At 41.7% G+C, this 26,403-nt stretch carries 22 protein-coding genes; 2 read left to right on the forward strand and 20 right to left on the reverse strand.

What is annotated here, in order from left to right; all coding sequences use genetic code 11:
- Positions 1-59: 59 nt before the first annotated feature.
- The 12 genes from Q0788_RS04490 to Q0788_RS04545 form a co-directional block, all read right to left on the reverse strand.
- Complete coding sequence (locus Q0788_RS04490) at positions 60-2,024, reverse strand: HAMP domain-containing sensor histidine kinase (RefSeq protein WP_298808195.1); 1,965 nt, start codon at positions 2,022-2,024, stop codon at positions 60-62.
- Between the two features lie 206 nt (positions 2,025-2,230).
- Positions 2,231-3,652, reverse strand: coding sequence for a ribosome biogenesis GTPase Der (gene der / locus Q0788_RS04495; RefSeq protein WP_057759046.1), 1,422 nt, complete (start codon positions 3,650-3,652; stop codon positions 2,231-2,233).
- A 393-nt stretch (positions 3,653-4,045) separates the two neighbouring features.
- Positions 4,046-5,254, reverse strand: a complete 1,209-nt coding sequence (gene bamB, locus Q0788_RS04500; protein ID WP_298808198.1) for an outer membrane protein assembly factor BamB — start codon at positions 5,252-5,254, stop codon at positions 4,046-4,048.
- A gap of 126 nt (positions 5,255-5,380) precedes the next feature.
- Entirely contained in the window at positions 5,381-6,175 is a 795-nt protein-coding gene (locus Q0788_RS04505; protein WP_298808200.1) for a tetratricopeptide repeat protein, read from the reverse strand.
- A 69-nt stretch (positions 6,176-6,244) separates the two neighbouring features.
- A complete protein-coding gene (gene hisS, locus Q0788_RS04510; RefSeq protein ID WP_298808202.1) occupies positions 6,245-7,534 on the reverse strand; it encodes a histidine--tRNA ligase in 1,290 nt (429 codons plus the stop codon).
- A gap of 123 nt (positions 7,535-7,657) precedes the next feature.
- Entirely contained in the window at positions 7,658-8,773 is a 1,116-nt protein-coding gene (ispG, locus tag Q0788_RS04515) for a flavodoxin-dependent (E)-4-hydroxy-3-methylbut-2-enyl-diphosphate synthase (protein ID WP_057759039.1), read from the reverse strand.
- Between the two features lie 158 nt (positions 8,774-8,931).
- Positions 8,932-9,744, reverse strand: coding sequence for a helix-turn-helix domain-containing protein (locus Q0788_RS04520; protein ID WP_298808367.1), 813 nt, complete (start codon positions 9,742-9,744; stop codon positions 8,932-8,934).
- Complete coding sequence (pilW, locus tag Q0788_RS04525) at positions 9,741-10,676, reverse strand: type IV pilus biogenesis/stability protein PilW (protein ID WP_298808207.1); 936 nt, start codon at positions 10,674-10,676, stop codon at positions 9,741-9,743. Before pilW ends, Q0788_RS04520 begins: the two co-directional genes overlap by 4 nt.
- A gap of 210 nt (positions 10,677-10,886) precedes the next feature.
- Positions 10,887-12,116, reverse strand: a complete 1,230-nt coding sequence (gene rlmN / locus Q0788_RS04530; protein ID WP_057759033.1) for a 23S rRNA (adenine(2503)-C(2))-methyltransferase RlmN — start codon at positions 12,114-12,116, stop codon at positions 10,887-10,889.
- Positions 12,117-12,629: 513 nt separating this feature from the next.
- A complete protein-coding gene (ndk, locus tag Q0788_RS04535; RefSeq protein WP_057759031.1) occupies positions 12,630-13,061 on the reverse strand; it encodes a nucleoside-diphosphate kinase in 432 nt (143 codons plus the stop codon).
- 332 nt (positions 13,062-13,393) lie between these two features.
- Positions 13,394-14,683: an adenylosuccinate synthase gene (locus tag Q0788_RS04540; protein ID WP_057759029.1), complete on the reverse strand. Its 1,290-nt coding sequence runs from the start codon at positions 14,681-14,683 to the stop codon at positions 13,394-13,396.
- 198 nt (positions 14,684-14,881) lie between these two features.
- The gene (locus Q0788_RS04545; RefSeq protein ID WP_298808210.1) at positions 14,882-16,180 is read right to left on the reverse strand and encodes an ATP phosphoribosyltransferase regulatory subunit; all 1,299 of its coding nucleotides are present in this window, start codon (positions 16,178-16,180) and stop codon (positions 14,882-14,884) included.
- Positions 16,181-16,668: 488 nt separating this feature from the next.
- Between Q0788_RS04545 and Q0788_RS04550 the strand changes: the two genes are divergently transcribed.
- Positions 16,669-17,058: a DUF2237 domain-containing protein gene (locus Q0788_RS04550; protein ID WP_057759025.1), complete on the forward strand. Its 390-nt coding sequence runs from the start codon at positions 16,669-16,671 to the stop codon at positions 17,056-17,058.
- 102 nt (positions 17,059-17,160) lie between these two features.
- Positions 17,161-18,375, forward strand: a complete 1,215-nt coding sequence (gene corA, locus Q0788_RS04555; RefSeq protein ID WP_191114866.1) for a magnesium/cobalt transporter CorA — start codon at positions 17,161-17,163, stop codon at positions 18,373-18,375.
- 80 nt (positions 18,376-18,455) lie between these two features.
- Here corA and Q0788_RS04560 read toward each other — a convergent pair whose 3' ends face one another.
- The 8 genes from Q0788_RS04560 to Q0788_RS04595 form a co-directional block, all read right to left on the reverse strand.
- Entirely contained in the window at positions 18,456-18,974 is a 519-nt protein-coding gene (locus Q0788_RS04560) for a phosphate-starvation-inducible PsiE family protein (protein ID WP_165597444.1), read from the reverse strand.
- Between the two features lie 99 nt (positions 18,975-19,073).
- Positions 19,074-19,952: a bifunctional methylenetetrahydrofolate dehydrogenase/methenyltetrahydrofolate cyclohydrolase FolD gene (gene folD, locus Q0788_RS04565; RefSeq protein WP_298808216.1), complete on the reverse strand. Its 879-nt coding sequence runs from the start codon at positions 19,950-19,952 to the stop codon at positions 19,074-19,076.
- Positions 19,953-20,230: 278 nt separating this feature from the next.
- Positions 20,231-21,430 carry a DegT/DnrJ/EryC1/StrS aminotransferase family protein gene (locus tag Q0788_RS04570; RefSeq protein ID WP_298808218.1) on the reverse strand — a complete coding sequence of 400 codons (1,200 nt, stop codon included), beginning with the start codon at positions 21,428-21,430 and terminating at the stop codon, positions 20,231-20,233.
- A 145-nt stretch (positions 21,431-21,575) separates the two neighbouring features.
- Complete coding sequence (locus Q0788_RS04575) at positions 21,576-22,187, reverse strand: sugar transferase (RefSeq protein WP_298808219.1); 612 nt, start codon at positions 22,185-22,187, stop codon at positions 21,576-21,578.
- Positions 22,188-23,315 carry a glycosyltransferase family 4 protein gene (locus Q0788_RS04580; RefSeq protein WP_298808220.1) on the reverse strand — a complete coding sequence of 376 codons (1,128 nt, stop codon included), beginning with the start codon at positions 23,313-23,315 and terminating at the stop codon, positions 22,188-22,190. It lies immediately after the preceding gene.
- Entirely contained in the window at positions 23,316-24,206 is an 891-nt protein-coding gene (locus Q0788_RS04585; protein WP_298808223.1) for a glycosyltransferase family A protein, read from the reverse strand.
- Positions 24,206-25,246, reverse strand: a complete 1,041-nt coding sequence (locus tag Q0788_RS04590; protein ID WP_298808226.1) for an EpsG family protein — start codon at positions 25,244-25,246, stop codon at positions 24,206-24,208. The genes Q0788_RS04585 and Q0788_RS04590 overlap by 1 nt, the downstream gene beginning before the upstream one ends.
- Before the next feature lie 39 nt (positions 25,247-25,285).
- Positions 25,286-26,398 carry a glycosyltransferase gene (locus tag Q0788_RS04595; protein ID WP_298808229.1) on the reverse strand — a complete coding sequence of 371 codons (1,113 nt, stop codon included), beginning with the start codon at positions 26,396-26,398 and terminating at the stop codon, positions 25,286-25,288.
- Positions 26,399-26,403 lie beyond the last annotated feature (5 nt).

Consider the following 26,403-nt stretch of genomic DNA (forward strand, 5'->3'; position numbering starts at 1 on the left):
ATGCTATCTAGTAAAATAAACCTAACTAGGAACATGGATTTAGTAAGACAGTACTACGTCTAAACCAACCATTGTTTTAATAGGTCGCTTAACGCTTTGTCCTTATAAGTAGCAATATGACAATAGTCAATGCCAGCTGCTTTTAAACCATACTCAAAACTGCCTACATAGCGCGCCCGATGCTGCGGATACCAATATACCAATAACGCACGATGCTCGCTCTTACTACCCTCATCGCTTTCATACTTACGGATACGTTTGGCTAGCATCTCAGCTTTTTCTGGGAAAACATCTTCAGCAAACATTACCATGTCAACTTTCTGCTTACGCATCTCCTCTATGACGAGTTGATTACCTTGGCGACAAATAATCGTAGCCCCTAGGTATTCCAGTTCCTCTAACAAGGAGCCTGTCTCATGATAGTAATAATAAATAATCGTTAGACCAGACAATAAGCGCTGCTGTTTTGATTGCTGTTGATTGGGCATCGCTATGGTCAGCGTAAACTGCGTACCTACGCCAAGCACACTATCAACATCAATAGCAGCACCCATAAGCTGCGCCATTTGTCTAACGATAGGTAAGCCAACCCCTGAGCCTTCGTACTGGCGAGTTTGCGAAGAATCCACCTGAAAGAACGGATTAAATATATCGTCTAGGTGCTCATTATCGATACCAATACCCGTATCTTTCACGCTAATTTGCCAGCGGTTACTCTTATTAAAATGTGTCAGTTGCGACGTAATCGTAATTTTTCCGACAGGTGTAAACTTAATCGCATTGTTGAGTAGTATCGATAGTATCTGATGTATTTTTTCTGAATCACCGTATAGGCTATAGTCTATATGATGAATATTACTAATCAGCTCTAACCCTTTTTGCGTAGCCATATTTTCAAACTTAGCTAGCAGATCAGCGATTAACTGTAATGGGTTAAACTCATTTTTATGAATTCTTATCTGGCCTTTTTGAATCTGGTTCAACTGTATAATATGATCTAACGACAATACCAATTTATCACTGCCGCTACTGATAATCTCTACCGCGTCTTTTTGCTCTCTGTTGAGCGTCTCATGATCCAATAGTTGTAAACCACCTACAATTGCATTCAATGACGTTTTTAACTCATGAGAAATCATGCTTTGAAAATTATGCAACTGCACATCAAGTGACACATCTTTATTGTGCAATTGCTGTTCAAAGGCTGCAAGGGCTTCATAACCTTGCCGTGCTTCTTGTAAACGATTAAATAACACAATTAATGCTTTTTTGATTTGGGTCAGTTCTTGAAAATTGAATTGCTGCGGAATGACTGGTAATTGCTCTAGATTTGCATTGTTCATGACAATGGCACAAACATCGGTCAATGCTTCGATATCTCTGACTGGCCAATTAAGCTTCCTAAAAATGTATAAGGCAAACATAACAATCAGTACCACTGTTGTTAGCCATAACCACAGGATATTTTGGAACCAATGTAAACGTAGCAATTCTACGTCCATCGTAATATTAATATAACCAATCAATGTGCTATTTTCGGTAGCTATATCAGTCGTCTCATCTGGCACTGACGATTCGCTCATAATGTTTGATAAAGTCAGTGCTAACTGTTGATTGGAATCGGACTTATTGGACGCCACAATACTGGCATCGAGGTCTTTACTAATCACTGGATAGTTGAAACTGACCGTATGCGCAAATAAAGCATTTTTCCAATCATCAAGCGACTGGTCTATATCTTCAATTGGCTCAGAAGTTGAATAGAAAACAATACTCTGAATCGTCGGCTCGTTTTCTAATAAGATATTGACTTGTTCAGCCACGATATCTGCGCCATCTGCAGTCGATGCGCTAGTCGTTAATAAAGATGCCAGTTGTTGAATATGCTGGTTTTTTTCTTGATAGTGATGCACTAAGCCATAAATAAAAGGCAATAAAAAACCTGCCAGCACTGCCAATACGACAGCTTGTATGACAGAACGCCAGATAAGTACGGGTATGGTTTGAAACGAACGGTTGTTCATATCACTCTACTGAGTCGCGTGCAGCTTTCATTTATAGTACAGGTATTTTAAAGATGTGATAAGTAAAACATTTGAGTATTTTTGAAGCACTGAGATAGCTATTGATGAGCCCAAACTATAGCGTATTAATAGAAAAATGTCATCGCGCTATCGAACGCGATGACATTAATCATAAAGCTAAAGATATAGAGCCTAAAATACGAGGATTAACGAGGCTTTTTATCTTTGGTAGTAAATTTCTGTGATCTATTACGTTCGCGCTGACGCAATTGCTGAGCTTTTGCCTTAGTCGGTGTGTCGCTCTTATTCGCATATGGGTTATCGTTTTGCTTCAAGATAACGTTAAGCGGTGTGCCTTCTAACTTAAATACTTGACGGAATTGGTTCTCTAGATAACGCTGATAGCTCTTAGGAAGCGCACTGGTTTGGTTACCATGAATCACAATAACGGGTGGATTGTGGCCACCGATATGTGCATAACGCAACTTGATACGACGTCCAGCAACGGTCGGTGGCGGATTGGCCGTTACCGCATCTTGCAAAATCTGGGTCAAACGGTTGGTCGATACTTCGAACATTGAGGATTTGTACGCACGTAAGATAGACGGATATAAATTACCGACACCTGTGCCATGCAGTGCTGAAATCAAATGTATTTTTACATAAGGAATAAAGCTAAAACGGCGATCCATTTCAAGCTTGATATAGTCTCTTTGATCTTGCGTTAGACCATCCCACTTGTTGATCGCAACGACTAACGCTCGTCCAGCGTCAAGCGCGTAACCAATCATATGCAAATCTTGGTCCACGATACCTTCGTGAGCATCAATAACAATCACAGTTACGTTAGAGTCTTCAATCGCTTGCAAGGTCTTGATGACAGAAAACTTTTCTACTTTTTCATCGATTTTACCACGGCGACGTACACCCGCAGTGTCGATCAAGACATAATCTCTACCTTCACGCTGATAAGGAATATAAATACTGTCGCGTGTCGTGCCTGGCATATCGAATACCACTACTCGATCTTCGCCAAGCAGGCGGTTCACGAGCGTCGATTTACCAACATTTGGGCGACCGATAATGGCAAGCTTTAAGCCTCTTGGCTCTACTATGTTTTCTTGCTCAGGCATATCAGCTGTTAGCACTTCAAGCAAATTGCCCACACCGCGACCATGACTGGCTGCCATCGGATACGGCTCGCCCAATCCTAGTGCATAAAACTCAGCAGGTGCTGCATCATGTACACCGTCGACTTTATTGGCGACAACATAGACAGGCTTGCCTAACGTATGCAAAAACTTGCCAATTTCAGCATCAGCGCCAATCATACCGGCACGAGCGTCAACGACGAATACGATGATGTCTGCTTCATGAATTGCTGTATGCGACTGTTCAGACATATAGTCATCGATATTACCGCTACCGTCATCAGCTTCACCGATACCACCCGTATCTACAACGATAAAGGATTTGTCTTCATAAGTTGCATCACCGTACTGACGGTCACGAGTCAATCCTGAAAGGTCAGCGACCAATGCCTGCCGACTTTTTGTGAACTGATTAAATAAGGTGGATTTACCGACGTTTGGACGACCAATTAAGGCGACCACAGGCTTGATACTCATGGGTTACTCTCAGTGAAAGGCACAATGACGGGCAGTACAGTTATTCTTATAACCAGTTACATAACAATAGTAATAGATATGCTGCAATTGACCGTGAATTAAAATGAATGATAGAACAATAGCAAAAATAATAGATGGCTATTTTACGATTAAAAATAGTATATAGGATGGCTTCATTATACCTATTATACATAAATCAGTAGTATATATGGATAGCACATCGGTCGCATAGAGTACGCGAAAGCCTGTGTTTAAACAAGCAATTTACACAAGGCACTAAACGCTGACTAAGCAGCGTTTGTGTTTTATAAATGATAATCAAGAATAGGCTTAAGGGCTATAGTGAAATATTACACTTCGTTAATTATCTATAAGCACCTATCTATATAGTTATTAGCGCACTAACTGCCAGATAGCAACTTGTCCTGACGTACTTTGAGTCATTAAACGGCTACCTTGAACTTGCAAATTGGTCAACGCACCATTTGTCTCTACACGACTAACGATGCTACCCGTAGCAGGATCAAACAAATGCACTACGCCATCAAAGTCACCAATGGCGATATAGTTGCCAATCATCACAGGATTGGTGAGATCACGATAAGCCAATTCGTCACTTTCCCAGAGTGTCTCACCACTGTTGCGATCATAAGCAACTACTTTGCCATCTAGACTGGTAGCGATGACTTGCTGAGTATTTACCGCCAGTGATTTGAGACTCGCAATTTCATTGACGAACATTACCTGACGTGAGGCCAAATCAATACCTAATAGCTGACCACTATAGCTGATCGCAAATAACTGATTTTTATCTACGATAGGTTTGCCATCGACATCACTCATGCGCTCAACTTCACTACTACCAGCACCTACGCCAACACGTCTTGACCATAGCGGAAGACCGTTATCGACAGTAATTGCGTGCAAACGACCATCAGCTGTCGCTAAAAGCGCTGTCTCATTGTCTAATAAAGTCGGTGCAGCGCTACCGCGAACGCTGATAGCAGGTACCTGAGTTGCGAACTGCCATACCGATTGTCCAGTTTGCAGCGACAGACCGTGTAAAAAACCATCATTCGCTGATAATACCACACGATTATTGGTAATAAGTGCTGGTGTCAAAACCGAACCTGATAACTGCTGCTGCCAACGCTTTGCACCAGTCGTGCTATCAAACGCCATGACCTTGCCACCACGAGTACTAACGATAGCTGTCTGGCTCAATGCATCTACTGCAACACCGCCGGTAATTTGATCGTCAACATTGATGGACCATACACGCTCACCTGCACTATTAAACCCTAACAGTTCGCCACCGCGTGATGCCGTAACGATTTGACCATTGGCATAGCCAACTTGCAAATCTAGCGGATCTTTTTTGCTGGCTTTTTTGTTGCCAACATCCGTACTGAAAACAGGCTGTAGTACGCTAATCGGCTGAGCGATTTGTACCAATTTTACCGGGTCATTAACGACCGGCTTAATACCGCGATTACATCCAATCACTGCCGTGCTCATTACTGCCAGTACGGCCACATGCATGACTGTCTTTTTGATGGTCTTGGTGTTTAACATTTTGCTAGAGCGAATAGATTGAGTCATTGTATGTTCTCACTACAGATAAATTATTATTAATTGGTAAATTGGCCAACGGCAAATTAGTAATCATTAGGTTATATTAAAAAAGAGCTTTGGATGATTACCAACTCTCAATACTATCCTACCGACTTATTGCCCCGCTTCGGCAGCGACTTCATTCGAGGTATCCATCACTAGCGACGGCTCAGGAGCAGATGCCTCTTGAATAAGACTGGTTTGCTCAGCAATCGGCTCAGCTGTGATACCTAAGCTTTCCATCTTTAATGCCAATACTGCACGCGTTTCTTGACGGCTACGTAATAGCTCCCACGCATTGCTATAAGATTTAATCGCTGAATCTTTACTGTCTTGCGCTAAGTAAATATCCCCTAGTAGCTCCTGTTGACTTGCTTCAAACGAGCTTGGCATGTCATTGTTTGCTTCTGAAAGTGCAGCATCTGTATCGCCTGCGGCCAACAGCGTTTTTGCATAGCGTAAACGAGTAATCGCTTCTAGACCAGCATCACCCAAATCAATGGCCAATGCTTTTTTGAATGTCTCAGTCGCTGCTGCAAAGTCATCATTGTCTACTTGCTGACGTGCCTTTATCATTAGCGCTTGCCATGCATAAACCGACTCACCATGCGTGCCGACCAAAGTATCAATATCTTTGTCTAGTTGGCTACGACTTTGGGTAAGTGCTTCTTGAGCCTCTGCTTCTAAATCTGGGTTTTGCGAGGCCAGTTTGACCTCTTCGTTTAGCTGCTGAATATCAGCATATTGATCGGCGGCGACGGTATCTACTCGCGCATGGTTGTTTTGCCAGTACGTCCAACCAAAATAGGCGGCCAGTGCTAACAAAATCGCAGTGACGATATAACTACCATATTGCTTTAACGCTTGCATGGAGTTATCTGCATTCGGCGAATTAGGTGTCAGAGCCATATATATTTACCTGATAAAATTTACATTAAATTGCTAGTGCCACAAACAAAGCTGATTAGTTAAAGTCGACTAGCCACGAGAAAAGTTATCTTTATTTGATAGCCAATCTTGTGCCACCGTCTTTTGCTCACCTGTCTGCATGTCTTTAATACTAATCGTATTATCATCCAGCTCTCGCTGAGCGATAATGACTGTCAATGCCGCGCCTGACTTGTCTGCCTTCTTCATTTGCGCTTTTAGACTCGTGGCACTGGCCATCTTTACTCGTACATCTGGACGACTGCGACGCAAGTTCTGTGCATAGCTTATACCAGCACTATATACCTCAGGATGGGCCACAACGAATACATCACAAGCAGGTATATAAGCAATCGGCGCAACTGCTTCTATGAGTAGCAATAAACGCTCAAGCCCCATTGCAAAACCAACACCAGGCTCAGATTTTACTGGTTTACTGCCATCTGTACCGATTGATTTTAATTGCCCTACTAGCCCATCATAACGACCACCCGCACAAACGGTAGCTTGACTTCCAAGCTTATCTGTTACCCACTCAAATACCGTTTTATTGTAATAATCAAGGCCACGTACTAAGTGCGGATTGATTTCAAAATCAATATTAAGCGCAGTCAGATAGGCTTTGACTTGCTCAAAATGCGCCATACTCTCTTCACCCAAGAAGTCAGCAAGCTTTGGCGCATCTGCCAATACTGCTTGCGTACTCGCTTCTTTGCTATCTAAGATACGTAAAGGGTTAGTCGTTAAACGACGTTTGCTGTCTTCGTCTAGCTGGTCTTTTTTATCAGTCAAATAAGTAACCAATGCTTCGCGATAAGCATAACGCTCATCCAGCTCACCCAAACTGTTTAGTTGCAAACGCATCTCATTGTTGAGGCCTAGCTCTTGCCACATCAGATGAGTCATCGCAATCAGCTCAGCATCAGCATCTGGTAGTGCACTACCGAAGCTCTCGACACCTAACTGATGAAACTGACGATAGCGGCCTTTTTGCGGACGCTCGTAGCGGAACATCGGACCGATATACCAAAGCTTGGGCGTGTCACCACGTAGCAAGTTGTGCTCGATAACAGCGCGTACTGCTCCAGCTGTGCCTTCAGGACGTAACGCTAACGGCGTTGGTGGCTCAGATTTATCAGTAAAGCTGTACATTTCTTTTTCGACGATGTCAGTCGCGCCGCCAATAGCACGGGCAAACAGATCCGTTTGTTCAACGATTGGCAAGCGAATATGCTCGTAACCGTACCTACCAAGTACATCAGCCAATATCGCTTCTAAATGCAACCACTTTGCTGATTGGTCAGGCAAAATATCATTAAAACCTTTGATAGCTTTGATCATGGTACGGTCGTATCCTTAAATATTTAACAGGTATTCTATTATTGTTTTCTATATATTCAAATAAGCGCTATATCTGATTGATACTGTGACGGTATAGCCTAACGTAACAATCTATTCTATGGCTTATTTTACGCGAATGATTTCATTTTCACGTTTTTTTGCCAAGTCTTCTGCATGGGCGCGAACCATACCTTCTATTTCATCGACCAGATTGCCTGTATCGATAAGGTGGCTTTTTTCACCCATACGATAGACCAGTGATCTAGGGGCAGCACCAACGATACCGATATCGGCCTCTTTTGCCTCTCCTGGACCATTTACCTTGCAGCCGATCACAGATAGATTCATCGGTTCACGAATATCTTCTAGACGCGACTCTAACGCTGTCATTACTTTAATCACGTCAAACTCTTGACGCGAGCAGCTTGGACAGGCGATAAAGTTTACACCGTTCGAGCGGATATTAAGCGATTTTAGAATATCAAAACCAATCTTAATCTCTTCTTCAGGCTCAGCTGCTAACGAGATACGAATGGTATCGCCAATACCGTCTAGTAATAATCCACCTAGCGCAATAGCAGATTTGACAGCACCAGTACGGTAGACACCCGCTTCCGTCACGCCCAAATGTAAGGGGTTATCAATTTGCGCTGATATTAAACGATAAGCATCCAATGTCAAAAACACATTGCTGGCTTTGACAGATACTTTGTACTGGTCAAAGTTAAGACGCTCTAAAATATCGATATGGCGCATTGCCGATTCTAGCATTGCCTCGCCAGTTGGCTCAGTATACTTACGCTGTATGTCTTTTTCTAAAGAGCCAGCGTTGACGCCAATACGAATAGGAATATTGTGATATTTGGCGCAAGCGACCACTTCACGTACCTTAGCATCGCTACCAATGTTACCCGGATTGATACGTAAGCAGTCAGCGCCCGCTTCAGCAACGGCCAAAGCGATTTTATGATCAAAATGCACGTCAGCGATCAAAGGCACGCTTACCAATTTGCGAATTTCACCAAAGGCTTTGACCGTATCCATCGTTGGCGTTGATACGCGCATCAAATCAGCACCTGCTTCGACACAACGCTCGATTTGAGCGACCGTCGCTGCTACATCGCAGGTATCAGTGTTGGTCATGCTCTGTACGCTAATTGGTGCATCACCACCAACCGCGACATCACCGACATAGATTTTTTTGGTCAGACGACGATTAATAGGCGATGGCATTGACATACATAAATCCTTGAATCAAAAATAGAAAAGCCCTAGGCCTTTGTACATATAATATAAACCAGCTAAATCAGCCTACACATATTCGCTTTATTCAAACACATAGATGCTTCATCCAAACATATGAGTGCTTCATTCAAATTTTGCACTTATGCAACTGGCTATGGTGCCAATTCGAATGTGGCTTGCTTATCTGTTGCATACGTATCTAACGCAACTGGTTGTTGATTGAGCATCAAGCTAACATTATCAATATTATCAATTTGCACATTAAACGGTGGCACACCTGATAAGTCATAGTTACCCGCAGACTGAGAACCATTTATCAAACTGTTTCCAGAAGAATCCGTGATACTAACCACAGCGTCGCTTGTCAATACAAGGTTTAGGCTAGCAGTCGTTGCAGCATCACCCAGATTCAATGCAGAGCCAGAAGCACCAACGCCACTTGCATCACTATTGATGGCGGCACCTTGGGCTTGCTCTATCGCTGACATGTCTTCAACAGCTGATACAGGCTCTTGCGTGTTTTCTTTGCTAGCGTTACTCACCATGCGGAATAGGAATACCGCCAAGATAATCAATCCGATAACGCCTATGATCAATAGCGGGTTAAAGCGGATACGGTTATGAGTATCACGCTGCAAAGTCCCCATTGGACGCAGCGGCGTATCGATATTGCTGGCTGATTTGGCCTTTAGCTCATTAGGATAGGCGGCATCGAAGCTACTAGCGATTTTTGCTGAGTCTAAGCCCAAATATTTGGCATAGTTAATCGCAAAACCACGAGCAAACGCAGCCTGTGGTAGCTCAGCGAAGTTTTCGCTTTCTAGCGCTTCTAGATGACGCTTTAGAATAAACAGCTCAGCAGCCGCTGCTTCTAAAGTTACTTGCTTGTTTTTACGGGCTTGCTGCAACACGGCACCAAATGATCCCTGAGCGTTAGATTGAGTGTTAGATGATGGGGTGATCATTTCCATGGTGCCTCTGGATTGTTAAGCCAAGTCTTAAGTTGTTTTGCTTCATCACTTAGCGGATAAGCGGATAAAAGCTGCTGTGCCAATTGCTGGCGCGTTGTTATATTATTTTGTGCTGCTGCAAGCTTGATACCTTGTAAGAGCAAGCGCGGGCTAATACCCTGCCCCTGCACCAATATCAGCGTCTCATCATACAGTCTCTGTGCCTGCGGTACACGCTGTTGGTCGAGCAGCAAATCTACCAGTTCGATATGAGCAATAATACTATTACGATTGCCATCGAGTGCCCGTAAAAATGCTTTTGAAGCGGCACTATTATCACCTAACTGCAGATAAGTACGACCTAGGTTTTCTAGCGCGCCAATACGGCCTTCATAGCCTAGCGTCGCCCCTGCAATCTCAAACTGTTCTGCTGCTTCACGATAGCGCTTTGTCTGTGACAGATACACGCCATAATTATTGTGTGCTTGTACAAAGTCTTTATCTAGCGCGATTGCTTTTTTGAAGTATTCATCAGCTTTGGCTAGATTGATACGGCTGCCTTCTTGCTGCAACAAAACGCCCATCATATCATAGGCTGGCGCATAACGGCTATCGGCAGCAAAGGCTTTTTCGAGCTGCTGCTGCGCGGTATCTAGCTCATTTTTTCGGATGTATTGCGCGGCAAGTGAGGTACGCACACGGGCGATTTCCTGCTGATCTAAATTTCGATCGTTGCTAGCGCGCGTAGATGTTTGATAAGGAGAGTTACCTAGCAAATCATTGGTCGGTGTGGTCTGACAGCCACTTAATACAAGGACGCCAAATACTGCCGACAGTACTGCACGCTTTGGCAAAGCGGTTTGGGCAGCACTGATACTCGACTGCTTATAAAACTTAGAAAATAATTTTTGATATTTGAACTGACAAGAATTTTTAGAAGTCATCATAGCCGCCATCATAAAACTGGGATTCAATGCATTCGATCTTCGAGGCCTCAGTTTAATAGATTTAACCCCTATAAGTACAATTTAGTTGTTATTAATTACCACGTTCTGCAATCTTGACAGTCATTGCTACATTTTCTTACCATTGCGACAGACAAAAGACAGCTAAAACGCTATACCAGTCAGATATAACGCTTATTTTCTCAAAGACCACTAAACGCTTTCACGATCTTTGATGCTCTGCTGCCACGCGGCTGAGCGTCTAGTACGATCGGCAACTTGTCCAACTAACTGACCACAAGCAGCATCGATATCATCCCCACGTGTTTGACGAATCGTACAAACAAAACCCGCTTCGCTCAATATATTACTAAACGCATGAATACGGTTGTTGCTTGATTTGTCATACGGTGCATGTGGAAACGGGTTAAACGGAATAAGGTTAATTTTACTTGGCAACCCTTCTAATAGCGCAACCAACTGATGGGCATGCTCATTGCTATCATTGACCCCATCAAGCATCACATATTCAATCGTAACGTGCTTCTTATGACGTGGATTGACATCATAAACATAGTTTTTTGCCGCTGCAATCAGCTCTTCTAACGGATATTTCTTGTTAATTGGTACCAACTCATTACGCAGCTCATCATTTGGCGCATGCAGTGAAATAGCCAATGCCACATCGATGTCTTGCGCTAACTGATACATTTTCGGGACGACACCAGAAGTCGATAACGTGACGCGACGCTTTGACAATCCATAAGCATGATCGCTTAGCATCAACTCCATTGAACCTACTACAGGTTTATAGTTCAATAGCGGCTCACCCATGCCCATCATCACCACGTTGGTGACGTTATTTTCCCATAGGCTATGGTCAACGTTTTCTAAGCTTTCATTTTCATCTGTCATATATGACGCATTAGCGACCCATAACTGACCGATAATTTCAGCCGCACTCAGGTCACGCTCAAACCCTTGCTTGCCTGTACTACAGAAGCTACAGTCTAGTGCACAGCCTACTTGCGAAGACACGCATAATGTCTTACGGCCATTTAACTTGCTATCATCTGCAGGGATAAGCACCGTCTCAACCAACGAGCCGCCGGTGACTTCAAACACCCACTTACGCGTACCATCGTCACTATATTGACGATGAATCACTTTGGGCGGTACCACACAAGCATTAAGCGATAACTTATCTCGTAATGACTTACTCAGATTGGTCATTTGCTCAAAATCTGTCACGCCATGCTGATAAATCCATTTAATCACTTGAGTTGAGCGGAATGGTTTTTCGCCAATACTCTTGAAGTAATCAGCCAGTTGCGCTTGCGTCATACCCAATAAATTGGTTTTGGCATGTGCCTCATCTACTAGCTTAATGCTATCAGTAATCTTAGCAGGTACGTGCTGAGTAGGTGCTTGAACAGTTGACATAATAGGTAACCTTTTTGCAGAAGCTTAGATAAGCGGTGCAATTATTTATATGGGCTTTGCCATACATACATGGGTGCATGAGCAATCCGCTATGAGCGCAGTTTTCTAAATTTACAAAAACATGCTGATAAGGGATTGATAACGCTAAGTAAAATCAATAATGAGGCAAGTCACTAAGAATTTCAATGAATAATATAATCACAGAACTCTAAAGTAGATACAAGGCAGCCAACTGCAGATTGTACAAGTAGTACATCCAAGGAGGGTAACGCCTTAGCAGTTTAGTAATTCTTTGATTATAGGATTATTATAATAGCTAAAACGGCCTATACCCATAAGATATAAGCCGTCTCGCAAACCAATTATAAACAATCAATGTTGTAAATAATTCGTCTATAGTCAATCAAGTATAAAATTCATACAGGTAAGATCAGTCTAAATCGTAGCTGTCTCATTATAGCAGTTACCTCAAACAAATCGAACGCCGTAAAAGCTTATAGTTTATTTACTATATTAGCGTGTACGTGCACAAACTTCATCATCGCTGAAGAAATAGCTGATTTCACGTGCTGCTGATTCAGCTGAATCTGAACCATGTACAGCGTTTTCGTCGATGCTGCTAGCGAAGTCTGCACGGATAGTGCCTTCAGCAGCTTCTTTTGGGTTAGTTGCACCCATGATTTCACGATGCTGAGCGATAGCGTTTTCGCCTTCTAGTACTGATACCAATACTGGACCTGACATCATGAAAGATTTTAGGTCATTGTAAAATGGACGCTCAGCGTGCTCAGCATAAAAACCGCCTGCTTTTTCATCATCAAGTTGTAGCATTTTAGCTGCAACGATTTTTAGACCAGCTTGTTCGAAACGGCTATAAATAGCGCCGATATGGTTGCCAGCAACTGCGTCAGGTTTGATGATAGATAAAGTACGTTCGTTAGCCATGAGAAGCTCCTAATAAATGATAAATTCAATAAAATATGAAAAAAATAATGCGTTGTTTTAGCTTTAGCCACAATGTTGACTTGGACTGTTTTACACAACTCATGGTATATCAGTGTATAACCATAAGCGCCAACATCGGATTGCTGCCTATTATAATGATTAAGGCCATAAATGATAGGGTTAATTTATGACCATACCTTGCATAAAAGTAAATTTATTGTGCATTAGTCGTTGATAATGCTATAAGTTCTAACAAAAGCAAAAACCCCAACGCTAAGCGTTGGGGTTTTTTATTGATACCAAAAACTATTTAATCAAGTTTGTAGTACAAATTAAGCGTCGTACGGATCACGCAATACGATAGTCTCTTCGCGATCAGGGCCAGTTGAGATAATATCAACTGGGCAACCGATCAATGCTTCGATACGCTTGATGTATTTTTTAGCGTTTTCTGGAAGCTCATCATAGTTAGTGATACCAACGGTAGACTCGCTCCAACCTTGCATTGTTTCGTACTTAGGCGTGACTGACTCGTAGAATTCAGCATCATGCGCGCCTGCACACTCAGTCTCAGGTAGGTTATAACCCACACCGATTAGCAACTCTTCAAGACCATCTAGTACGTCAAGCTTGGTCAAGCAAATACCTGACATAGAGTTAAGTACTACTGCACGGCGTAATGCTTCAGCATCGAACCAACCACAACGACGTGCACGGCCAGTCGTCGCACCAAATTCATGACCGACTTTGGCTAAGTGAGCACCAACATCATCGAACAATTCAGTTGGGAACGGACCACTACCAACGCGCGTAGTGTACGCTTTGGTGATACCAAGTACATAGTCTAAATACAATGGACCGATACCTGTACCCGTTGATACACCGCCAGCAGTTACACTTGAGCTGGTTACAAACGGATAAGTACCATGGTCGATATCAAGTAGCGTACCTTGAGCACCTTCAAACATTAGGTTTTTGCCAGCTAGACGTAATTGATTTAGGTCTTCAGTTACATCAGTAACCATACCTTTAATCTCTTCTTTCCACTCTTTACAAAGCTTAAGTGTCTCATCAAAATCAATCGCTTCAACTTTATAATACTCAGTCAGTTGGAAGTTGTGATATTCGATTAGGTTACGTAGTTTTTCTTCTAGATCTTCACGGAACAAATCAGCAAGTTTAATCGCACGACGTGCTACTTTGTCTTCGTATGCAGGACCGATGCCGCGACCTGTTGTACCGATTTTACCAGATCCACGCTTGGCTTCACGAGCTTGATCAAGTGCCACGTGATAAGGCATGATAAGTGGGCAATTAGGAGAGATACGTAGACGTTCACGTACTGGTACGTTGTTATCTTCTAGCTCTTTCATTTCCTTTAGTAGTGCGTCAGGTGCTAACACCACGCCATTACCGATAAAGCAAGTGACGCCTTCACGCAAGATACCTGATGGAATCAAATGCAAGACAGTGGTTTTGCCATCGACAACCAACGTGTGACCAGCATTATGACCGCCTTGGAAGCGGGCTACTGCTGAGGCTTTTTCGGTAAGTAAATCAACGATTTTACCCTTACCTTCGTCGCCCCATTGGCTACCCAAAACTACAACATTCTTACCCATGATCAATCCTTACCTTTATGTATTGAGGTGTGTGCAATAAAAGCTGAAAATTAAAATAATTTTCTTAGCTATATCTTTTTATCTCAGTGATTCATCAAATAGAAACACTGAGATATCTAACGAATAATTTTACGTTCTCGTAATTTGTACTGAATACTTTTGGCCGCGTGCGCCATTCAATAGTCTACTGTCAAACTGTTAAACAGTCTGTAGCTGCCACTGACTGTCATCAGACATGCTCAAACGATGCGTAACATCATCTGGAGTATCCTGTGCATCTAATGGCATAGTGACGCGATAGCCTTGCTGACGTAGACTCTCTACTTGTTGCAGTAGTGTCTGCATCTCATCTGTATTTGCATTGGTCAAAGCGGCAAAATCAACCAAGACAACGGTTGGCGCATCTAACTGTGTATGAGCCAACAATCGGCTGACATCCATACTAAAGCCTGTGGCCGCACGTAACGCTTGGGTCTGACTTTGCATACCATCAAAACGACCACCACGTACGAGTGGCTGCGTTTCGCTATTGATATAACCATTGAAGACGATGCCAGTATGATAGTGATAGCCTGATAGCTCAGTCACATCAATACTCACTGGGCACTGCCATTGGTCTTGTAGATAGTTTTTCAAACGCTGTAGCTCATCGATTGCCGTTGCGATTTGGCTGTCTTGCTGCGCCGCATCCGATAACTTAGCTAATAGGTTTGCAATATCATGACCAAAGCGTGCCAACACATAAAAATCATCACCCATTGGCAAAGCGCGACAAACACGCTTAAGCTCTGGTAGGTTTTTATTGGCATATAAGTACATCAATTGCTCAGTATCACTGTCTGACAATTCAGCCAATTCAGCCAAACGTTTGAATATCGCTACGTGACCCAAATCGATATGAAGCGCTGCACTCATATTGAGTTTATTTACCATCGTAAACAGCACATCTATCAGCTCAATATCTGCCGCTAGTGATGCACAGCCAAATATCTCAGCACCTAACTGTAGCGGCGTACGAGAGCCAAACAGACCTGATGGCAAGGTATGAATCACATCACCAACGTAACAATAACGCGCAATACCCGTACCGCCATGATGCGCATCTATACGCAAAATCTGCGGGGTAATATCAGCGCGTACGCCCATTAGACGCCCCGTCAACTGATCGATAATTTTAAAAGTTTGACGTTTCAGATCTTCTGACGCATCACTGAGCAAGGACTCAGTAAACTCGATCATCGGTGGACAAACCAGCTGATAACCATGAGTAATAAGCTGCTCGATTAACTGATGTCTAAGCACTTCTTGCTTGTGCGCATCTTCAAACAGGACATCAACCACCCCATCAGGCAATAGCCAACTATTGGCAACATCACTGCCAAAGTTACTCAAATATGGCATACGATTGGGTGCAGCACTGTTTTCGGCAGGCTGAGACACTGTTTCGTTGGTAGAATTTGGCTGGGCAGGTTTTGCAGAATCAGAACTAACAGACACAATAAATCCTTGTTTGGCGTATCGCTTACCAAAAACGCGGTACTGATGCGGTACTTAAAGGGTGATTTGCCGGGTATTGACGCTGTGTGTGTTTATTTTTAACGCGCAACATCATTGACCCAATTATTTATAAACAAACCAGGTAACCGCAAAAGGGTGAATAATAAGTATAATTTAGAATGATAAGACGAGTATCTTTATGCGCTAAAAAATTGCGACAAATAATCAAGGCACTTTATGCTTTAGTTTAGCATAGCACTCAAGGTTCGCCTAGTGACAATTAGCCACAATCACTATCTAATTACAGTTCAATTGCCGCTTATTAGCTTAGCAGATGTAACAGTCATCATTGATGTGTTTGGCTCAATATTGAGCGAATAGCCGAGAGGTTTATTTTTTGTTAACCATAAGATAATGAGCGTGATTACGGCAGCGTCTTCGGCACAGACTCATGATACACTAACACATATTTTTATCTCGGAAGCCTTATGTCATCTGATTACCACCCAAACCCTGCCATCAACCAAACCAATGTCTTAGGCACCGCACTTGCCAGCTGTTGTTTCGATCCCATCACTGGCTATTATCGCAATGGTTTTTGTCATACTGGCAACCATGATGTTGGTCAACATACCGTCTGCGCCAAGATGACCAGCGAGTTTTTAAACTTCTCTGCCAGTCGCGGTAACGACCTGATTACCCCATTACCTGAATACAACTTTCCTGGTCTCAAACCTGGTGACTACTGGTGCATCTGCGCGCTACGTTGGGTTGAAGCATTGGACTTCGATATCGCACCGCAAATCAAGTTAGAAGCGTGTCACGAAAGCCTATTGGCATTGGTAGATATCGATACGCTAAAAAGCTATGCCCTATAGAAATCTATGCCCTATAGATAGTATTGGTACACGATAAAACCGTAGCAGCGTTCACAGCATATTTGGATTATTGAAGTTTTTTATTATATGACAGGAAAGTATATGGAAAATGATAATAATCAATTGATTAAAAAAACGGCTCATATTGCCCCTGATTCCAATATGAATCATATTTACGCCAATATGAATGACAAGCATCTCTATTTGGACGATGATGATAGCTATATTTATGGTGATGTGGACGCCACTACTGAAGACACTATTGAGACCATGACGGTCTACGATCCTGACTCTGAACGCTATGAAGATATTGATTCATCAAGCGCAGGCGAAGTGGTCAATTGCTACGCTTATTCACGTAAAACAGGTGAGAATCTTAATAGAGTGGCGCTCAACGATGTGAGTCGTACACTAGGGAATAACGGTCAATTTATTTGGCTTGGGCTATATGATCCAAGTTTAGAAACCATGGTCAAAGTAAAAGAAGCCTTTGACCTGCATGAGCTAGCGATTGAAGATGCCTTTGCTGATCATCAACGTGCTAAGGTCGAAAACTACGATAATGACATGGTTTTTGTGGTGCTACGTACAGCCAAGCTAGAAGACAATGTCATTCGTTATGGTACTACTGCGATATTTATGGGTAAAAACTACCTCATTACGATTCGCAATGGCCCGTCAAACTCTTATGCGCCAGTACGTGAGCACTGCCATCGTCGCCCCGAAAAGCTGCGTATGGGCCCTATCTTTGTACTGCATGCTATCCTCGATTTTATCGTTGATAACTATATGCCGATTACCGATCGATTGGGCCGTTACTTGCGCGAGCAAGAGCGCTATGTATTTACTTCTGAGTTTGATAAAGGCACACTAAAAAATCTCTACGAGCTTAAATCGCAACTGGTACATATGCGCGCCATCATCTTACCTGTGCAAGACATCTGTAGCTTTTTTATCAATCATAAAAAAAGTGAGATTGTCTCTGGATTTTCTCAAGCAGCAAAGCCGTATTTTCGCGATGTTAACGATCACCTATTGCACTCACTAGATGCTATTAATGGTCTTAATGAAATGCTGAGTGTGGTCATGAACACTTATATGGCAATGGTCAATATGGGTCAGAATGAAGTGGTGCGTAAGCTCGCGGCATGGGCAGGTATTCTAGCAGTACCAACAGCTATCGCTGGCATCTATGGCATGAACTTTGACTTTATGCCTGAGCTGCATTGGAAGTATTCTTACCTTGTTATTATGGCCATTATTATCGCCTTATGTAGCTATCTGTACTACAATTTTAAAAGATTAAAATGGTTATAATACCAAACGCTAGGCATAAAAAAAGAGCAACCACTGGTCGCTCTTTTTTTATGTTGCTATCTTTTTGTATTGCTATCTAATTATTCACGGCGATGCTTGGTATGGCTATCAGGCGCTTGAGCATTATCAGGCAACAGTGCTTTAACCGTTAGGTTTGCATGCTGCTTATCAAGATTATCCTCTGGACGACCAAATGTTTTGGCCGTCCAAGTCAAGATTACAATAGAGCCGCTCAGTAGCATGATGGCCACGGAAATTGTCGCAAGCAGCCATAAATGGAAATAGTCTGAAACTGCCTGTACATCAACCACCAAATGTCGTGACAAGGCCGTTATGGCAATAAATATCAAAAACTGTACTGGCAGTCGGTGGGTTTTAAAGTAGATACCTATCATAGCCAGTAGCTCAAGGTAAATAAATAACATTAATATGTCTTTTAGATCCGCTGAGCCTTTTTGGACAATATAAATAAACTCTTTTCCTGCGGTCCAAACGACAACCACACTGATTAGAAATAAAATGACGTAATGACAGACATCGACAAACTCTCTACCAATACCTTGTAGTCGCTCATGAACACCTACGTTTTTTTTAGCCATGTTTAGGTCCTATCAACTGAAATGTGGTTGATTTAGCCTGAGCTTACGTTACCTCAGGCCCCTTATATATCGGCAATCAGTATTCGTATGACTATCTTTTTAGCCGTTATTCAAACCTGCTGACTTTTCAGCAGCATCGACCGTTTGGCGAATAAGCGTGTTGATAGTCATCGGTCCAACGCCGCCTGGTACTGGCGTATAAGCGCTGGCAATGTTTTCCATGCCTTTCATTTCGATATCACCAACACCGCCATCATCTGTCGGATGGAAGCCTGCATCAACGACAACCGCTCCTGATTTGATCCACTCCGCTTTAATCAGCTCAGGTACACCTACCGCACCAACCACGATATCTGCACGCTTAATATGGGCTGCCAAACCTTGAGTTCTTGAATGGCAGATAGTCACCGTACAGTTAGCATTCAATAGCATCATCGCCATTGGCTTACCTAAGATAGCACTACGTCCTACGACCACTGCTTCTTTACCTGATAGCTCGATATTATGATGCTCTAACAAATGCATAATGCCCTGCGGTGTGCATGAGCCATAAGCTGACTGCTGCATCGCCATACGACCAAAACCAAGACAAGTCACACCATCGACGTCTTTTGCTAAGTCAATCTGCTCAAAACAAGCACGCTCATCAATATGCTCAGGAACAGGATGCTGTAACAAAATGCCGTGTACATCTGGATTGCTATTTAACTCATCTATCTTTGCCATGAGCTGCTCAGTGGTCGTGGCACTCGGCATCTCAACGCGTATAGAGTCCATGCCAACACGCTTACAGGCGTTGCCTTTCATACGAACATAAGTGGCAGAGGCTGGATCGTCACCAACCAATATCGTCGCTAAGCTTGGGGTGCGGCCAGTCTTTTCCTTAATCGTATCTACGCGCGTGCGCAGATCCTGTTCTATTTGTTTGGCAAGTGCTTTGCCGTCCAAAACGGTGGCGGATTCTTGGGCAGTAGACATAGTAACTCCAATAGAGGGTACGATATAAAAAAATAAAGACAGCGCGCGCAAATACTTTGCATGCCTGTCCTTTGCTTCGTCAATCTTTGACTAAGAGTAATATTGTACCTGTGTACGCTACAAAATCCTAGCGTAAGATAAGGCCTGCGCACTGATAAATTTTTATAATAAGTGAATGAAACAGTATTACGTATATATAGGCAAATGTATCTTATGCTTTCAATAAAAATAGCGTCGACTGAGGGATGAATTTCTAAAAATAATCATTCATTGCCATTTTATTCGACCATCGAACCAAACACACCATCGATCGCCTGTATCGTCAGTTCAATTTCAGCCGCCGCAAGCGTAGGATGAACCAAAAACATCAGACTACTCTCTCCTAGCTGCTTTGCCATTGGCAATCTAATGCTTGGACGCAACCCAGTATTATCAAAGGCCTTCTCCAAATAGACTTCTGACGCAGATCCAGAGAAGCAAGGCACACCTTGATTGTTAATTGCTTCAATAATACGGTCACGTGTCCAGCCATCAGGTAGATTATCGGACTGCACATAGACATATAATTTATAGTAAGCATGGTTAGCATTTGAGAACTGCGCTAAATGCTCTAGTCTCGGCACACAAAGGTAACCTTCGGACTCCCATTTGCTACAGGCCTCTAGTATGGCTTGCGCATTAGCAGCCCGTTTGGCTGTCCACTTACTCATTTTTTCCAGTTGAATACGTCCCAAAACGCCTTGCATCTCAGTCATACGCCAATTGGTGCCAAAGCTCTCATGCAGCCAGTTGTAGCCAGGTGATTGCTCCGTTTCATAGACTGCAGCATAGCTCTTACCATGATCCTTATACGCCCACATTTTTCGCCATAGTAGCTCGCTATCGGTGGTGACCATACCGCCCTCACCTCCTGTGGTCATAATTTTATCTTGGCAAAAACTCCATGCCCCAACATGACCAATACTGCCAACACTTCGCCCTTTATATCGTGCGCCATGAGCTTGTGCGCAATCTTCAATGACATATAGGTCATGCTCATCTGCCAGTGCCATAATGCTGTCCATATCGCATGGCCAGCCAGCTAGATGGACGCATACGATACCTTTGGTTTTATCACTCAGTACAGCTGTGATGGTCTCAGCGGTAATATTGCCAGTTGCTTCATCGACATCTGCAAAGATAGGGGTCGCACCTGCATTAACGATTGACGAGATACTAGCAATAAAGGTACGCGGTGTGACAATGACCTCATCATCTGTACCTATATCGAGTGCTTGTAACGCGACATCCAATGCCAAGGTGCCATTACCCAACGCTATTGCGTATTTACTACCTGTCCAATCAGCAAACTCTCGCTCAAACTGACGACATTCTTCACCTGTCCAATAATTGACTTTATTAGATAGTAGTACTCGACTGACAGCGTCGGCTTCTTGTTGCGTAAATTTTGGCCAAGGTGAAAAAGGGGTATTTAGCATATGTTCCTCTATGGTACTTATGTCTAATGTTGTGTCACGCTCTACGATAAACTGCTCACTATGTCATTAACCTTTTATATCTTATGATTTTTCTAATACTTAATGTCTTTTGATTAACTGTATTGCTATCAGAAAAGCACTTTTTTTAAAGCATTTCTTCATTAATACTATTGCCCATGAATTTACTCATAGTTGCTTCGCCCTCAGCACTGATACCATCTTTAACAATAACTTTTTTTACTGTTTTAAATAAAATCTTGATATCCAGCCACATCGACTGATTGTCAACATACCATGTATCCAGTGCAAACCTCTCATCCCACCCGATAGCGTTGCGACCATTGACTTGAGCATACCCTGTAATACCTGGGCGGACGTCGTGTCGACGCGCTTGCTCATCATTATATAAGGGCAGATATTCCATTAATAATGGTCGCGGGCCCACTAGACTCATATCTCCTTTAATCACATTCCAAAGCTCAGGCAGCTCATCAAGGCTGGTGTTACGCAGAGCTTTACCAAACGATGTCAATCGCTCGCCATCCTCCAAAGGATTGCCATCTGCGTCTATATCATCCTTCATGGATCGAAACTTTATCATCTCAAATGGCTTACCATACAGACCTGGACGAATCTGACGAAATAGAACAGGCGCGCCAAGATTTTTACTCACCTTGTATGCAGTTGCAGCATAGACAGGAGAGAGCACTACTAACGCTGTCGTTGCACCTACAATGTCAAATAGTCGTTTTATCATTTACAAACCCAACATATTTATTAGTCGTTTATTGACTTTATCTGCATCAAATTTCTCTTGTGCTAGCTTGTAGCTTTCATCACCCATCTCTTTAATCTGTTCAGGATGTTCTATAAAGTAAATCATCTTCTCTGCCAAAGCTTTTGGGTTCCATTTTTCTACTAAAAACCCATTTACTCCATCAATAACCGTCTCACGGCAACCAGGTACATCAGTAGTGATAATAGGTCTTCCAATTGCCATCGCTTCTTGAGTGCTGCGCGGCACACCTTCACGATAATAAGATGGAAGAACAAATACGCTAGATTTTGTTATCCAGTCTGAAACATTATTAACATGACCTGGATACTCTATAATACTCGCCTTTATAACTTGTCTTAGCTCTACTTCTGTCAACGCACCTAAAGCTACTTTATCTATTGCTCCTAACACAACAAACCTTGCCTGTGGATATATTTTTTTTACAATTTTAGCAGCGGCTATATAATCATGAATACCCTTTTCTGCTAATAATCTTGCTATGAAAATAAATACTGGGTTTTTAGGGTAGTTGTTTGAATAACTATAGTCATCAAGGTTTAAACCAATCCCCCCTAAAATCTCTACTTTTCTAACTTTTATTGAGTATTCTTCCAATAGGTCATTTGGATCATCTGGGTTAAGAAAGATGAGAGTATCTAACCTTGGTAAAGAAATTCTATACAACGCTATTTGTATTTGCTTTATTAATTGCGTTCTTTTTATCAAGCCTTTGGGCTGCTTAGTAAAGGTATACCCTAATCCCTCAAGCATACCTATTACCTTAGGTACTTTAGCCCATCTAGCTGCCAAAGTACCAAATATTACTGGTTTAGAAAAATAAGAAAATACTAAATCCGGTGCTATAGCTTTAATTTTATTTGTTAAGAGATATGTTGATATTACATCTACCAAAGGGTTTAAACCACCTCGCTTTTGCTCATAAGTGACTGGTATGGCACCTAACAACTTAATTTTTTCTAGTTCAGCATTTGTATATTCTGACGTGAACGCATAAACAATATGATTTTTCTGAATCAGTATCTTTATCAGGTCAGCACGGAAACCCAAAAAACTAGAAGCTACCGTACCAATAATAATAATAATCATCTAGAATAATCCTATTCTTTTTATTTCTGAATAACTTTTACTATAATCACTAATATCTTGGTCTTTACAATCATCATGCCTACTTTTGAGCAAAACACTCATGAGATTAAGAAAACCTAAATATTTCACCACTAGTTTTTTTAACCTAAATCTCCTAATTATTTTATTTTTTCTACTAACAGACACTATACCTTTATAATTACTATTAATGATTTCCATTTGCATATTATAACCTTGAATCATTTTTTTTACAGTTACATTCTCAACAACTCTGTACCAATATAAAGGTTGTTCAATAACTAAATAATTTAAGTCATTATTTTTTGCAGCTTGTAACCATAAATCGAAATCTTCTGCCAAAATTCTACTTTCATCATAATTATTTCTTACATACCAACTTTTACGTGCTAATAGCGAAGCATGTAACAGATTAGTCACTCCCTCTAGAATCATTTTTGCATTCATTTGGTAATTATCACCTAATCGCACACCTGTCAGCTCATTATTTCTACCAATAGTAAAACAACCTGTAGTAACAAAATCAATTTCCTTATTACTTTCTAATACTTGTATTTGCTTCTCAAGACGATGGTTACTCATCAAGTCATCAGCATCCATACGTGCAATATAATCATATTTGGCTTCACGAACAATTTGATTTAATCTATAGGGTAATTTTTTATTTAAACCATCAGATATCACCCTGATCCTAGTATCTCTACTCTCAAAATCTCTAGCAATTTCCAATGACTTATCGGAAGAACCATCATCAATTAAAATTAACTCCCAATATTGATATGTTTGAGCTAAAACTGAACATATAGCATCTTCTAGATAGTTTTCTGTATTATAAAATGGAATGCCAATTGAGATATAAGCGCGACTTTTCATCAGAACACCTCAAACATAGGATTGATAATATAAGGACTCAGATTGCTGAACTTTGATGTCGTCAATATGAAATACGCAAGGAAGATAAACACACTGATGATATAGACATAAATGTTATTTATCTTTTTCAAAACCACAGGCAGTAACAAAGCCAAAGTCCATGTAAAATACGAAATGATTCTTTGCGGGCCTGAAGCGCTAGTACCCAACAGCGCTAGTGGTATAACAAAAACCACGCCTGACGCATAAAACATCAATAGCTGTTGAAAGTTCTTGTCTCTGATTTTATATACATAGCTCGCAACAATTATGAGAAGCATAAGCACTGTGTAAAACCCAAGTGTCAAAAACCCGCCTGACTCTTCAGATACTTTTGCATAATTCTCATATCGATCATTAGTAGATGAAATATAAGATACTAGTAACCTACTAACGAATAAAGACCCAAAAAACGTCGCAAGTATTTTATAAGCTGGCTTCACTCTCAAATTTACAATGAAATAAAATGGAATGATAAATAAAGCCGTGATATGAAAAAATGATGAAATGGCACATATTAATAGATAAGGAAAAAGCCGTTTCTCTAGCAGATAAGGAATGGCTAAAGTAAATAAAGCCATTGCGATTCCTTGACGCAATCCATTGAATGAAAAGGTATAGACGCCTAGCGTAATAAACAGGAATACAGAGAGCCAATAGTTCACACTGTATCTTCTGATGACTTTTAAATAACAATAGACGATAACGAAACTGGTGATAATCAGTAGCCAAAAATAGTTATTTGTCACATGCAGTAACGAATACTCAAATAGCTGGTAGCCGTACTCAACATCTTCATTAAATCTAAAGGATTCAGGACTAAATTTATTATTAAAATTTTTGGTATAGCTCCCTGTATCTGTACCGACCCAATAGCTACGACTGCCTGCGAACAGGGCTAAAGTAATTAAAGGCAGCCAAAAAGACGTACGATTGAGAGATTTTTTCTCCAGTACTATCCAGAAAACAACAAGGCTAAGGACTAACAGATAAGGAAGCATTTAACCCTCTATAAAATAGCTGAATGTTAAGTAAAAGCCTTATCGCATATTCAAATACATTTGCGTTAACTTCTGCGAATTGGTCGCGGCGCTAAAGCCATGTAAATTTAGCGCATTCATTATTTCTGCTTCATTGGATATTGGAGGCTGAAAACTCAGCAAACTATCCGCCCAAACATTGGCTGACTGTATAGGTAAAAAACATACAAGTCCAAGTCCTAAGTCTACTTCAGGTGATACTTGATCAGAAACCAATGCCATAAGTCCTACTGTTTGGCTTTCTACTAAGACCACTGGGAAACCTTCATGCAGGGATGGCATAATCATACAGTCAGCACTGGCCATTAACTCAGTAATATCAGTACGCATACCCAAAAACTTAATGTTATTCCCTAGGGCTTGCTGTTTCACTTGTCGTCTTAATTGATCTTCCAATGGACCTTGTCCAACGATATATAAGGTAAAGTCAATCTGACGTTTTTTCAGCTGCTCAGCGATTTCTAAAGAAAACTGATGATTTTTAACCTCATTGAGACGACCGACTTGGATGATTTTTAACCCTTTATCTCCAAGTCTTTGAGCACCAAACTCCTGCTCGATATAATGCCGTGATTGGTTAGCGACTGTCATCATCTTCTGTATATCAACAGCATTGGGCAGTAGCCACACGCCTTTTGTAGTACCAAATAGGTAATTTGCAGCATAGTCACCGCAGCTAATTCTCTTAGTAGCCAAGGTACGATTGGTAATTAATGCCCATTGTTCATATATTTTTTTAATAATATTGGTTTTACCATTACTGGTGCTATGAGAGTGCGAAATGCGATGCGGCACGCCAGCACCTTTAGCAGCCAACAGGTGAAAAGCATTGTTTAATAGCATATGAGCATGAACGATTTGATAATCAGGCTGCTGTTTAAGGAATTTTTTAAGTTTGAGCATGCGCGTTAATGAATGACCAGCTAAAATCGGTATAATTCTACCGCCTAACGCTGTTATCTCAGCGTCATAGTCGCCGATCTCGTCGGTAAAAGTGACAAAATCAAACTGAATCTGGCTATGATCTATATGACGATATAAATTCATAAGCATGGTCTCTGCTCCAGCACGATCCATTTTTCCCACTATGTGCAGTACTCTGCGGACAGTCATATCAT

Source organism: uncultured Psychrobacter sp., from assembly GCF_947500265.1.
Taxonomy (GTDB): Bacteria; Pseudomonadota; Gammaproteobacteria; order Pseudomonadales; family Moraxellaceae; genus Psychrobacter.